The 12,604-nt window shown below is 66.6% G+C and carries 12 protein-coding genes; 6 read left to right on the top strand and 6 right to left on the bottom strand.

The window, feature by feature from the left end:
• The first annotated feature begins 90 nt into the window (after positions 1 to 90).
• Both ftsY and ACZZZN_RS07525 read left to right on the top strand, forming a co-directional pair.
• Positions 91 to 963 carry a signal recognition particle-docking protein FtsY gene (ftsY, locus tag ACZZZN_RS07530; protein ID WP_463504547.1) on the top strand — a complete coding sequence of 291 codons (873 nt, stop codon included), beginning with the start codon at positions 91 to 93 and terminating at the stop codon, positions 961 to 963.
• Positions 964 to 1,006: 43 nt separating this feature from the next.
• Positions 1,007 to 1,507: a DUF2004 domain-containing protein gene (locus tag ACZZZN_RS07525; protein WP_463504546.1), complete on the top strand. Its 501-nt coding sequence runs from the start codon at positions 1,007 to 1,009 to the stop codon at positions 1,505 to 1,507.
• 22 nt (positions 1,508 to 1,529) lie between these two features.
• Here ACZZZN_RS07525 and lipA read toward each other — a convergent pair whose 3' ends face one another.
• Positions 1,530 to 2,519 carry a lipoyl synthase gene (gene lipA / locus ACZZZN_RS07520; RefSeq protein WP_463504545.1) on the bottom strand — a complete coding sequence of 330 codons (990 nt, stop codon included), beginning with the start codon at positions 2,517 to 2,519 and terminating at the stop codon, positions 1,530 to 1,532.
• The gene (gene lipB / locus ACZZZN_RS07515; protein ID WP_463504544.1) at positions 2,516 to 3,169 is read right to left on the bottom strand and encodes a lipoyl(octanoyl) transferase LipB; all 654 of its coding nucleotides are present in this window, start codon (positions 3,167 to 3,169) and stop codon (positions 2,516 to 2,518) included. Before lipB ends, lipA begins: the two co-directional genes overlap by 4 nt.
• Positions 3,170 to 3,265: 96 nt before the next feature.
• Between lipB and ACZZZN_RS07510 the strand changes: the two genes are divergently transcribed.
• Positions 3,266 to 3,862: a TetR/AcrR family transcriptional regulator gene (locus tag ACZZZN_RS07510; RefSeq protein WP_463504543.1), complete on the top strand. Its 597-nt coding sequence runs from the start codon at positions 3,266 to 3,268 to the stop codon at positions 3,860 to 3,862.
• A gap of 78 nt (positions 3,863 to 3,940) precedes the next feature.
• The gene (gene ffh, locus ACZZZN_RS07505) at positions 3,941 to 5,494 is read left to right on the top strand and encodes a signal recognition particle protein (protein ID WP_463504542.1); all 1,554 of its coding nucleotides are present in this window, start codon (positions 3,941 to 3,943) and stop codon (positions 5,492 to 5,494) included.
• A 6-nt stretch (positions 5,495 to 5,500) separates the two neighbouring features.
• On the opposite strand, the gene ACZZZN_RS07500 is transcribed toward ffh, so the two are convergent.
• A complete protein-coding gene (locus ACZZZN_RS07500) occupies positions 5,501 to 6,412 on the bottom strand; it encodes an EamA family transporter (protein ID WP_463504541.1) in 912 nt (303 codons plus the stop codon).
• A 78-nt stretch (positions 6,413 to 6,490) separates the two neighbouring features.
• Here ACZZZN_RS07500 and ACZZZN_RS07495 point away from each other — a divergent pair, with 78 nt between their 5' ends.
• Complete coding sequence (locus tag ACZZZN_RS07495) at positions 6,491 to 7,426, top strand: LysR family transcriptional regulator (protein ID WP_463504540.1); 936 nt, start codon at positions 6,491 to 6,493, stop codon at positions 7,424 to 7,426.
• A gap of 2 nt (positions 7,427 to 7,428) precedes the next feature.
• On the opposite strand, the gene glpK is transcribed toward ACZZZN_RS07495, so the two are convergent.
• The 3 genes from glpK to ACZZZN_RS07480 form a co-directional block, all read right to left on the bottom strand.
• On the bottom strand, positions 7,429 to 8,943 hold the full coding sequence (gene glpK / locus ACZZZN_RS07490; RefSeq protein WP_259159233.1) for a glycerol kinase GlpK: 1,515 nt from the start codon (positions 8,941 to 8,943) through the stop codon (positions 7,429 to 7,431).
• A gap of 29 nt (positions 8,944 to 8,972) precedes the next feature.
• A complete protein-coding gene (locus ACZZZN_RS07485) occupies positions 8,973 to 9,725 on the bottom strand; it encodes an MIP/aquaporin family protein (RefSeq protein WP_463504539.1) in 753 nt (250 codons plus the stop codon).
• Positions 9,726 to 9,817: 92 nt separating this feature from the next.
• Positions 9,818 to 11,530 (bottom strand): glycerol-3-phosphate dehydrogenase/oxidase, encoded by a 1,713-nt coding sequence (locus ACZZZN_RS07480; protein ID WP_463504538.1) that lies wholly within the window; start codon positions 11,528 to 11,530, stop codon positions 9,818 to 9,820.
• A gap of 101 nt (positions 11,531 to 11,631) precedes the next feature.
• On the opposite strand from ACZZZN_RS07480, the gene ACZZZN_RS07475 reads away from it, so the two are divergent.
• Entirely contained in the window at positions 11,632 to 12,603 is a 972-nt protein-coding gene (locus ACZZZN_RS07475; RefSeq protein ID WP_463504537.1) for a sugar-binding transcriptional regulator, read from the top strand.
• Position 12,604 lies beyond the last annotated feature (1 nt).

The raw sequence follows: 12,604 nt of genomic DNA, 5'->3' as shown, positions 1-12,604 counted from the left end.
AGTACGGACCCCCGCTCGGCGGACGCACGTTGTGCTCAGAGCGTAGGCGTGGGCCGCGAGAGCTCGGGGCGCTACCCGTAGGCTGGAGTCATGGCGGAGAAGTCCTGGTCCCTCACTCGTGCTCTGCGCGGGATGTTCGTCAAGCCCACGATCGACGAGACGACGTGGGAGGACCTCGAGACCGCGCTCATCACAGCCGACTTCGGTCCCGACATCAGCGAGCGCGTCGTGGACGAGCTGAGGGAGAAGGTCGAGCGCTATCGGACGACCGACCCTCAGGATCTCCAGCGGATGCTCCGGGAGACGCTCGAGGAGCACTTCTCGAAGTTCGACACGACTCTCAAACTCACCGAGCGTCCGGCTGTCGTTCTGGTCGTCGGCGTCAACGGCGTGGGCAAGACCACGACCATCGGCAAGTTCACGAAGTTCCTCCGCGGGTATCAGCGCAGCGTGGTCGTCGGAGCCGCCGACACCTTCCGCGCGGCAGCCGTCGACCAGCTCGCGACCTGGGCGCAGCGCGGCGGAGCGGCCATCGTGCGGCCTCAGCAGGAGGGTCAGGACCCGGCATCGGTCGCGTACCAGACCGTCGAGTATGCGCAGCGCGAGGGGATCGAGATCGCGATCATCGACACCGCAGGCCGCCTGCACACCAAGGGCGGTCTCATGGATGAGCTGTCCAAGATCCGTCGGGTCATCGAGAAGCAGGCTCCCATCAGCGAGGTCCTTCTGGTGCTCGATGCCACGACGGGGCAGAACGGCGTCATGCAGGCCGAGGCATTCCTGCAGCATGCGGGTGTCACAGGCCTGGTGCTCACAAAGCTCGATGGATCGGCCAAGGGCGGATTCGTGCTCGCAGTGCAAGAACGTACAGGGATCCCCGTCAAGCTTCTGGGGCGGGGCGAGGGCATCGACGATCTCACCGGATTCACCCCGCACGTCTTCGTGCAGTCGATGGTCGGCTGACACAGGACTACCGTCACGAGCACGAGGCTGGTTTCATAGCGTTATGGCGATCGAACACGACTACTTCGGACTCCTGTCCTCAGGGCCCGACGGCTCGATCTTCTGGTCGGAGACCGTGGAGCTCGGTGACCAGAGCGTCACCGTCGATCTCACCGCCCCCGACCAGGACGACGTGTCTGCGGACGCGCTCGACATCGCTGCATCGCTGATCGCCGGTCTGGAGAATGTCGATGCCACGGCACGGCGCGGCATGCTGTCGGAGGTCGATGACCGCACGAGTGAGGTGACCGAGTTCATCCTGCAGCAGCAGGAGGCCTATGGTGACGAACTCGAGGATGTCCTCGTCGACGTGAGCGGCGACGCCGCGGTCGACATCATCCGGTCGCTCAGGCTGATGAGCATGACGATCCTGGCCGACGAGCACGGCGGCTCCGAGCCGTTCGCAGTGCTCGAGTATGCGCTGGACGAAGGCACGACCGACGACGTGCTGCTCGTGAACCTCGGCTCCGACGGCAGTGTGCAATCGGTCATGAGCGCCGATTGACGCCCATGACCGATGAGGCGGCTCAGACGGCCTGAGCGAAGCCGAGGTCGGCGCTGTCGGCGATGTGCGCCAGGTGTGCGGGGATCTGGCGTCCTTTCGACACCATCGACTGGGCCCAGAGTCGTCCTGCGCGGTACGAAGACCGCACAAGAGGGCCGGCGAGAACTCCGAGGAAGCCGATCCGCTCGGCCTCTTCCTTGAACTCCACGAATTCTGTCGGCTTGACCCACCGAGCGACCGGCAGATGGCGAGGCGACGGCCTCAGATACTGCGTGATGGTGATGATGTCGCAGCCTGCGTCGTGCAGGTCGTTCAGAGCCTGCACGACCTCTTCGGGCTCTTCGCCCATTCCGAGGATCAGGTTCGACTTGGTGATCAGTCCGGCGTTCCTTCCCTGAGTGATCACGTCGAGTGAACGCTCGTAGCGGAAGGCCGGGCGGATGCGCTTGAAGATGCGCGGCACGGTCTCGACGTTGTGGGCGAACACCTCGGGGCGGGCATCGAAGATCTGCCCGAGGAATGCGGGGTCTGCGTTGTGCTCGTTCGCGAGCAGCTCGACACCGGTGTTCGGGTTGAGCTCGTGGATCTTGCGGACCGTCTCGGCGTTGAGCCAGGCGCCCGTGTCCGGCAGGTCGTCCCGCGCGACGCTCGTGACCGTCGCGTAGCGCAGGTTCATTCGCGCGACGCTCTCGGCGACCCGTCGCGGTTCGTCCGTGTCGTAGGCGTCGGGCTTGCCGGTGTCGATCTGGCAGAAATCGCAGCGCCGTGTGCACTGCGAGCCGCCGATGAGGAACGTCGCCTCCCGGTCCTCCCAGCATTCGAAGATGTTGGGGCAGCCGGCCTCCTGGCAGACCGTGTGAAGATCCTCGCTCTTCACGAGCGAGTGGAGCGCCGTGTACTCGGGCCCCATCTTCGCCTTGGTCTTGATCCATTCGGGCTTGCGCTCGATGGGGGTCTCGGCATTTCGGATCTCGAGGCGGAGGAGCTTGCGCCCCTCGGGTGCGGCGGTCATGCGGGAACTCCTGCGTGGTCGGCGGGCGAGTATTCGGCGAGGAAGGCGGCGGCGACTGCGTCGACGATGTCCGTGGGGGAGACGTCGGCGCCGACGACCTCACTGACGGTGGTCACACCGGCGTCGGTGATGCCGCAGGGGATGATGCCGCCGAATCCCGACAGGCTGTTGTCGCAGTTGATCGCGAAGCCGTGCATGGTGACTCCCTGCTGCACGCGCACGCCGATGGCTGCGACCTTGTCTTCGGAGAGGGGGCGACGCACCCACACCCCGCTGCGACCATCGACCTGGTATCCGTCGACCCCGAGCGGTCGGAGCACCTCGATGAGGATTCGTTCGAGCCGGCGGACGTGCGCCACGACGTCCATGGGCTCCGGCAGTCGGACGATCGGATACCCGACCAACTGTCCCGGTCCGTGCCAGGTGATCTTTCCGCCCCGGTCGACGTCGATCACAGGAGTACCGTCCTGCGGTCTCTCCTGCGGTTCCGTGCGCTTTCCGGCGGTGTACACGGCCTCGTGCTCGAGGAGGATGAGGGTGTCAGGGCGCGTGCCGTCGACCACATCGGCGTGGATGCGTCGCTGCAGATTCCACCCGTCCGTGTAGGGAACGTAGGCCGGAGCGAGTCCGGGGGTCAGAATGTCGAGCATGATCAGGTCGCTCTCGCTCAATAAATGGATTGCGTCTAAGAATACTCCTCCTCGCGATCCCCGGCACGCGACAGCGACGCGCGGTAGCGTGAGAACATGAGCAGCATGAGCCGAGCGGGGCGCCCCAAGGCGTCCTCACGCGAGACCCTCGCCGAGGCAGCCTGTGAGCTCTTCCTCGAGCGTGGATACGACGCCACGTCCGTCGCTGACATCACTCAGCGCGCGGGTGTGAGCCGCTCGAGCTTCTTCAACTACTTCTCGTCCAAGAGCGACGTGCTGTGGTCTGGTCTCGATGACCGCATATCGAGCGCGGTCGAGGACCTCGTCACCGTCGCCGCTGATCGGGATGGAGTAGAGGTCCGACGCATCCTCACACGACTTGTCGACGGCTTCGCCCCCGACAGCCTCGCACTGGCGATGACGAACTCGTCCGCGATGGGGCTCGATGACGAGCTCGAGCAGGATGCCGCGCTGCGCCAGGCCCGACTCGCTGCGGCGCTCGCGGATCTGGCCCGTCGATCGGGCGTCGCGCCTCTTCCGGCCGACATCGTGGCCGCCACCTGGTCTGCCGCGGTTCTCGCCGCCGTGCGGGCGTGGGCGGAGGGTGGAGCCGGGCGCGGATCGGTCGGAGACAGGTTCGCCGACGCGGTGCGCACGATCGACCGGCTGCCCTGGGGTTCCGCACCCGCGTGATCGACGGCACGAACTGAACGGCCGGAGTGCGCCGTGAGCGCGGCGAAGCCGTGAGATTCGCGTAAACTCGGTCTCACCATGGCTACCTTTGGCACGCTCTCCGATCGGCTCACCGAGACCTTCCGCAATCTGCGCACGAAGGGAAAGCTCACAGCGGCCGACGTCGACGGCACAGTGCGCGAGATCCGTCGCGCCCTGCTCGACGCTGACGTCGCCCTGACGGTCGTCAAGGAGTTCACCGCCAAGGTGCGCGAGCGCGCACTCGGCGACGAGGTCAACAAGGCGCTCAACCCGGCGCAGCAGGTCGTGCAGATCGTCAACGAGGAGCTCGTCCAGATCCTCGGCGGCGAGCAGCGTCGACTCCAGTTCGCAAAGACCGCACCGACGGTGATCATGCTCGCCGGTCTTCAGGGGTCGGGAAAGACCACGTTCGCGGGCAAGCTCGCGAAGCAGCTCGAGGGCGAAGGGCACACGCCACTCCTCGTCGCCGCCGACCTCCAGCGCCCGAACGCAGTCAACCAGCTCCAGGTCGTGGCGGAGCAGGCCGGTGCCACCGTCTACGCTCCCGAGCCGGGCAACGGTGTCGGAGACCCGGTCAAGGTGTCTCGCGACGGCGTGGAGTACGCCCGACGCCAGCAGCACGACGTTGTCATCATCGACACCGCCGGCCGTCTGGGAGTCGACGCCGAGCTCATGAAGCAGGCGTCCGACATCCGCAAGGCGACCGACCCTGACGAGGTCCTGTTCGTCATCGACGCCATGATCGGTCAGGACGCGGTCAACACGGCCAAGGCATTCCAGGAGGGTGTCGACTTCACCGGTGTCGTCCTCTCCAAGCTCGACGGCGACGCGCGCGGTGGAGCCGCGCTGTCTGTGGCGTCGGTCACCGGCCGGCCCATCATCTTCGCGTCGACCGGAGAGCGTCTCGAAGATCTCGAGCCTTTCCACCCCGACCGCATGGCCAGTCGGATCCTCGACCTCGGCGACATCCTCACCCTCATCGAGCAGGCTCAGCAGGCCTTCGACGAGGACGAGGCCATCAAGATGGCCGAGAAGCTCGCCACAGAGCAGTTCACACTCGAGGACTTCCTCGACCAGCTTCAGCAGATGAAGAAGATGGGGTCGATGAAGAAGATGCTGGGGATGCTCCCCGGCATGGGCCAGATGAAGCAGCAGCTCGAGGACTTCGACGAGCGTGAGATCGATCGCACCGAGGCGATCATCCGCTCGATGACCCCCGGTGAGCGCCGTAACCCCAAGGTCCTCAACGGATCACGTCGTCTGCGCATCGCGCGTGGTTCCGGTATGACCGTCACCGACGTCAACCAGCTCGTGCAGCGCTTCGACCAGGCCGCGAAGATGATGAAGACCGTCGCTCGCGGTGGCACTCCGAACATTCCAGGTATGGGATCCATGCCCGGCATGGGCAAGCCCGGGGCTTCGTCGAAGCGCGGCAAGAAGGGCAAGTCATCGGGCGGTTCCCGCTCGGGCAACCCGGCGAAGCGCGCGGCCGAGAATGCGGGGATCGCGACCGCGTCCACCCCGACCGGGTCAGGATTCGGTCTGGGCGGCGCCAAGGCACCCAGCGAGGCAGACCTCGCCGAGATCCAGAAGCTGTTCGGCAAGAACTGACGCTCGTCAGGCTCGGGATGCCGGCAGCGAGTGCCCCCGAGCAGGGGCCAGCGACCGACGCGGCGTTCTGAGCGCCGTCAGCTGTCCCACGATTAGGGCGACGAGTACGAGTGCGATTCCGAGCGCCTGAAGCGGCGTGAACGTCTCGCCGGCCACGAGGGTGCCCAGCAGCGTTGCCACCACGGGGGAGAGCAGCGCGAGCAGCCCGGGGGCGATGACCGGCAGCAGCTGGATGCCGCGGAACCACAGGGTGTAGGCCAGCAGCCCTCCCACCGAGCCCAGCCACACGTATCCGAGCATCGCTCCGCCATCGATGGTGGCAGGGACGCCTTCGAAGAACAGAGCGAGGGGCAGCAGAACGAGTCCGCCCGCGGTCAGCTGCCACCCTGCATAGGCGACCGACCCGACGCCTGCGGGGCGGCCCCAGCGCTTGGTGAGGATCATTCCGAGTGCGGTGGCGGTCACGCCCGCGAGCGCCGCGAGGATACCGAGTGCGTCGAGCCGCGCGGCCGGGCCCAGCACGACGAGAGCGACGCCGCCCGTTCCCACGACGGCAGCGGCGGCGGTGAGTGGGCGGATCCGGTCGCGGAGAACGAGCGTGCTCAGGCCGAGGATGATCATCGGCTGTGCTCCCGCGACGGCAGCGGCGACTCCACCGGGCAGCCGCTCGGCGGCCAGGAAGAGCAGGGGGAAGAATGCCCCGATGTTGAGGCCTCCGAGCACCAGAGTCTTCAGCCACCAGCCGCCGGACGGGAGGGTCCTGCCGATCGCCAGCGCGACGAGTCCCGCGGGGAGTGCGCGGAGCAGACCCGCCAGGAGAGGATGACCGAAGGGGAGCAGTTCCGTCGTCACGAGGTAGGTGGTGCCCCAGGAGAGGGGAGCCAGCGCTGTGAGGAGGAGAACGGACACGCGTTTCATGTCTTCAGCCTGAACCGTTGCGCCGGATGAGTCCAAGCCATAGTTGTCACACGTCGCATGAGGAGAGATCATGGACGAGTGGATCTGCAGCAGCTGAGATATGTCGTCGAGATCGCATCGACGTCGAGCTTCACTCGAGCGGCCGAACGGTGCTTCGTCACGCAGTCGGCGCTCAGTCATCAGATCGCCGCGCTCGAACGGGAGCTCGGTCAGCGTCTCTTCGTCCGCTCGAGTCGGAGAGTCCGGACCACCGAGGCGGGGGAGGCTTTCCTGATTCACGCGAAGACGGCGGTGATGGCGGCAGACGACGCCCGTGAGGCCGCGGCTGCGGCTTCCGGTCGCGTCGTGGGCACGCTCCGCCTCGGCGTCATCCCCACGGCGAGTGCGGTCTCGGTGCCGCGGGTCATCTCTCGCTTCCGCGAGGCGCATCCTGATGCTCGGGTGGAGCTCTCCGTCGGCAACAGCGACACGCTCGCCGATGCGGTGCGGCTGGGCGACCTCGATGTCGCGCTTCTCGGTCTGCGTGAGCAGGCCGCGCCGAGGGGCGTCGCCGCCCGCGAACTCGGTCGCGAGCGCCTGGTCGTCGCGGTGCCGCCGACGCATCGCCTGTCGGGCCGGGCCCGAGTGCGGCTTGCGGACCTCGGCGAAGAGGTCTTCGCGGACTTCCCTGCCGGCACGTCGGGGCGTGCGCAGGGAGACGCGGCATTCGCGGCATCCGGCATCTCGCGCGATGTGGCATTCGAGGCCGACTCGTCGGAGCTGCTCCTCGGACTCGTCTCGGAGGGGCTCGCGGTCGCGCTGCTCGCGCCGGGGGTGATCGCCGCGTCACACACGGATGCGGTCGCGGTCGAGCTGGGTGACGGCCCCGTTCGCGTCCAGTACGTCGCGTGGGACGACCGCGCGCCGCGCAGCGTCGCGACCGCCTTCCTTCGCATCCTCGACTCCATGACAGGTCCCCGGGGACGCGAAACGGGCCCGGAGGAATCCTCCGGGCCCGCCTCCTCAGAACTCTGAGGTCACTTCACGTCTTCGTCGACCCAGTCCATCGACTTGCTGACGGCCTTGCGCCACAGCCGCAGCTGGCGGTCGCGCTCGGCGTCCTCCATCGACGGCTCCCAGCGACGGTCTTCCTGCCAGTTGGCGGACAGGTCGTCCAGCCCGTTCCAGAAGCCCACGGCGAGCCCTGCGGCGTACGCGGCACCGAGTGCCGTCGTCTCGGCGACGACCGGACGGACGACCGGGACTCCCAGGACATCGGCCTGGAACTGCATCAGCGCGTCGTTCGCGACCATGCCGCCGTCGACCTTCAGCTCCGTCAGGTCGACGCCGGCGTCGGCGTTGACCGCGTCGAGCACGTCGCGGGTCTGGAAAGCGACCGCCTCGAGTGCGGCGCGCGCGATGTGGTTCTTGTTCGCGTAGCGGGTGAGACCGACGATCGCGCCCCGTGCGTCAGGACGCCAGTACGGAGCGAAGAGCCCCGAGAACGCGGGCACGATGTACACGCCGCCGTTGTCGTCGACCTGCTTGGCGAGCTCTTCGACCTCGGGAGCGGATCCGATGATGCCGAGCTGGTCACGGAGCCACTGGATCAGCGATCCGGTGACGGCGATCGAGCCCTCGAGTGCGTAGTGCGTCGGGCCGTCGCCGAGCTTGTAGCCGACGGTGGTGAGCAGCCCGTTCTTCGAGTGGACGATCTCCTCGCCCGTGTTGAAGATGAGGAAGCAACCGGTGCCGTAGGTGTTCTTGCTCTCACCCGTGTTGAAGGCGGCCTGACCGAACGTCGCGGCCTGCTGGTCGCCCAGGATGCCGGCGATCGGGGTCTCGCGCAGCAGCGACGAGTCTTCTGCAGCGCCGTACACCTCGGAGGACGAGCGGATCTCCGGCATCATCGAGCGCGGCACGCCGAATGCCTCGAGGATGTCGTCGCGCCACTCGAGCGTCTCGAGATCCATGAACATGGTGCGCGAGGCGTTGGTGACATCGGTCACGTGCACGCCGCCGTCGACGCCACCGGTGAGGTTCCACAGCACCCAGCTGTCGGTCGTGCCGAAGACGAGGTCTCCCGCCTCGGCCTTCTCACGTGCACCCTCGACGTTCTCGAGGATCCAGGCGATCTTGGTGCCGGAGAAGTAGGTGGCGAGGGGGAGGCCCACGACGGGCTTGAACCGCTCGACGCCGCCGTCAGCCGCGAGGCGGTCGACGATCTCCTGCGTACGGGTGTCCTGCCAGACGATGGCGTTGTAGACGGCCTTGCCGGTCGTCTTGTCCCACACCACAGCGGTCTCGCGCTGGTTGGTGATACCGACGGCTGCGATGTCGTGACGCGTCAGGTCGGCGCGGCTGAGAGCGAGCCCGATGACCTCCTGCACGTTGCGCCAGATCTCGGCGGGGTCGTGCTCGACCCAACCCGCCTTGGGCAGGATCTGCTCGTGCTCCTTCTGGCCGGTCGCTACGATGCTGCCCTTCTTGTCGAAGATGATCGCGCGGCTGGAGGTGGTGCCCTGATCGATGGCGATGATGTAGTCGGCCATTGTGTTCTCCTTTGAAGTCAGGTTCTGGTTCAGGCGAGGTTCAGCAGGACGGGAGCTGCGACGGCGGCGAGGACACCACCGATGAGCGGACCGACGACCGGGACCCACGAGTAGGACCAGTCGCTGGAACCCTTGCCCTTGATCGGCAGGATGGCGTGGGCGATACGCGGTCCGAGGTCACGTGCAGGGTTGATCGCGTAGCCGGTCGGTCCACCGAGCGATGCACCGATGGCGACGACGACCAGTGCGACGGGGAGCGCGCTGAGCGGTCCGAGGCCTCCGGGGGTGCCGATGTCCGCGACGCCGTAGTCGGCGAACGCGAAGACCGCGAACACGAGCACGAAGGTACCGATGATCTCGGTGACGAGGTTCCAGCCGTAGGAGCGGATCGCGGGGCCGGTCGAGAACACGCCGAGCTTGTTGGCGGCCTCCGGCTCCTCGTCGAAGTGCTGCTTGTAGGCGAGCCAGGTGAGCACCGCACCGACGATCGCTCCGAGCAGTTCGGCGCCGGTCGCGACGGCGAACTGCGAGAAGTCGATCTTCCCTCCGACCAGGAGGCCGATGCCGACAGCCGGGTTCAGGATCGCGCCGGAGTATGCGGAGGCGAGGACACCCACGAAGACCGCGAGACCCCATCCCCAGTTGACCATCAGGAAGCCGCCGCCGAAGCCCTTGTTCTTCGCGAGGGCGACGTTGGCGACCACACCACAACCGAGGAGGATCAGCATTGCCGTGCCGACGAACTCCGAGAGGAAGTAGAGACCGAGATTCACATCAGTCATGTCTTCATTGACCTTTCTTGAGTGCAAGGGCCCCTTAGCCCTGGCACTTGTTGGGAATTACACCGCGTGGAGGGCGGTGTTCGGATGCCTCGTCAGCCGCGTGTGCGGGACGAGATCTTCAGTCCATGTCGCTCGTTCAGCAGCGTGCGCGTCTGATCCAGCTCGGCATCGTGTCGTGCACGATCCCAGTCGAGCAGAGGTGCCAGTGCATCGGCAAGCTCTTCGAGCACATCCGCATCGGCGTGTCCGGTGAAAGCGATGCTGGTGCGGCGCAGGATGACGTCCTGCAGGCGCGCGACCATCTCGTTCTCCACCATCCAGGCGAGCTCGCGCGTCGAGAGATCGCCACCGGCGAGGGGAGTGTCGTCGCCCTGTTCGATGTACTCCCACACCTGCGCTGCTCGGGTTCCGTAGCGGGCGAGCAGGCGCTCGGCACGCTCTCCGGCTCCGGGCAGGTTCTCCTGGAACCAGATGCGACGGGCCTTCTCGGTGCGCGGGAAGTCGCGGCCTCCGCCGATCGCGCGCCCGGCCGTCGACACGGTGCGGGTGCGGCCGATCAGACCGAGCACGACATCCGAGAGAGACTCTCCGAGGGCGCGGAAGGTCGTCCACTTGCCTCCGACCAGGCTGACGAGGGGTGCTGCGCCCTTCTCGTCGACCTCGATGCGGTAGTCGCGGGAGACGAACCCGGGAGCTGTGTCCTCGTGGCGGGGAAGCGGGCGGATGCCGGAGAAGTTGTAGACGATCTGCTCGCGCGTCACGTCGATCTGCGGGAACACGTGGTGGATGAGGTCGAAGAAGTAGTCGATCTCCTCCTCGGTGCACACCGGGACCTCTCGCGGGTCGGCGTCGATGTCGGTCGTTCCGACGAGGACGCGTCCCTTGAGCGGGTAGATCAGCACGATGCGGCCGTCGGAGTGCTCGAAGAAGATCTCGCGCCCGCGGGTCGCCTCGAGGAGCTCGGGGTGGTCGAGCACGATGTGCGATCCCTTGGTGCCACCCATGAATCGGGTGTCGGTGCCGAGGGAATCGTTCGTGAGGTCGGTCCAGGGGCCGGAGGCGTTGACGACCACGTCGGCCGTGACGGTGAACTCGGTGCCGCTCTCGCGGTCGCGGAGCACGACGTTCGCGCCGTCGCGTGCGATGGCCTCGACGTAGTTCAGCGCGATGGCGCCGCCCGGATGCGCGGCGCGTCCGTCCTGCAGTACGTCGAGCGCAAGTCGCTCGGGGTCGTGCATGGAGGCGTCGTAGTAGGTCGCCGTGTACTTGATGTTCGGGTCGAGCGAGGGGAGCTCGGCCAGCGAGCGCTTTCGACCGAGGAACCGGTGACGGGGGACCATGCCACCGTCGCGCGAGAACGTGTCGTAGATCGTGAGGCCGACCTTGATCAGGAACGCGCCGCGCTCCTGGGGCTTGCCGCTCTTGTGCGTCAGGAAGCGCAGGGGAGCGGACAGGATGCCCGAGAAGGTCGAGTAGATCGGGATCGTCGTCTCGAGCGGCTTCACGTAGTGAGGCGCGATCTTGAGCAGACCGTTGCGCTCCTCGACGGACTCGCGCACCAGTCGGAACTCGCCGTTCTCGAGGTAGCGGATGCCGCCGTGGATCATGTGGCTCGACGCTGCCGACGCGCCAGAGGCGAAGTCTCCGCGTTCGACGAGCAGGACGTCAACGCCCTGCAGTGCGAGGTCACGGAATGTGGAGATGCCGTTGATCCCCGCTCCGATGACAAGGACGGTCGTGCGTCCCGATTCACGGACCGCGCGGACTTCGGCGCGTTCCGGTGATGAGTGTGTCGACTCGATCATCTTCGACCCTTCTCTGTGCGTGCCCCCAGCTTCGACCCGCACGACCACTGCGCGCAAGCCAGCTGCACATATGTGCAAGGATCGAGGTCGAGGAGGTCGACATGGGGCAGTCAGGCGCAGAATTCCGGGATGCAAAGATGGTCGCCGCGCTCACGGCGGCGCAGTTGTACTACATGCAGGACAAGACCATGGAGGTGATCGCCCAAGAGCTCCGGACCTCGCGATCCTCCGTCTCCCGACTTCTCAGCTACGCACGCGAAAGCGGACTCGTCGACATTCGCATCAACTCGCCGCTCGAACGGCTGGGCATGCTGGAGCAGCGCATCCGCGACCGTCATCATGTCGTCGCGCATGTGGTGCCGATCCCCGAGATCGTCAGCGAGGTTGACCGACTCGAGAGGGTGGCGCTCACTGCGGGCCGGCTGCTGTCGCAGTTCGTCGACTCCAACATGATCGTCGGCGTCGCCTGGGGCTCGACGATCAGCGCCGTGAGCCGGGGCCTGACGCAGAAGGAGACCCACAACACCACGTTCGTGCAGCTCAACGGTGCTGGCAACACTCAAACGAGCGGGGTCGAGTACTCGAGCGACATCCTGCAGCGCTTCGGGAGTGCGTTCGGAGCGCAGGTGCAGCAGTTCCCGGTGCCGGCGTTCTTCGATGATCCGTCGACCCGTGAGGCGATGTGGCGTGAACGCAGCACGCGTCGTGTGCTCGACCTGCAGTCGAAGATGGACATCGCGGTGTTCAGTCTCGGGTCGCCGGCTGCAGAGGTCCCGAGCCGGGTCTACGTCGGCGGATACCTCAGCAGAGACGATTACCGGAGTCTGCGCGAGGACCACGCGATCGGGGACGTCGCGACCGTGTTCTTCCGTGCGGACGGCTCATGGCGCGACATCCGGGTGAATGCGCGTGCGACAGGTCCCGGTCTCGACAGGCTTCGCCGCGTCCCCCGACGCGTGTGCGTGGTGTCAGGGGTGCCCAAGCTCGTGAGCCTTCGAGCGGCCATCGCCGCAGACCTCGTGACCGACGTCGTGCTCGATGAGGGCCTTGCGCGGATGCTCGTGGAGGACTGAC

This window comes from Microbacterium sp. AC145, from assembly GCF_979258505.1.
This window is presented reverse-complemented; position numbering and strand designations above follow the sequence as displayed.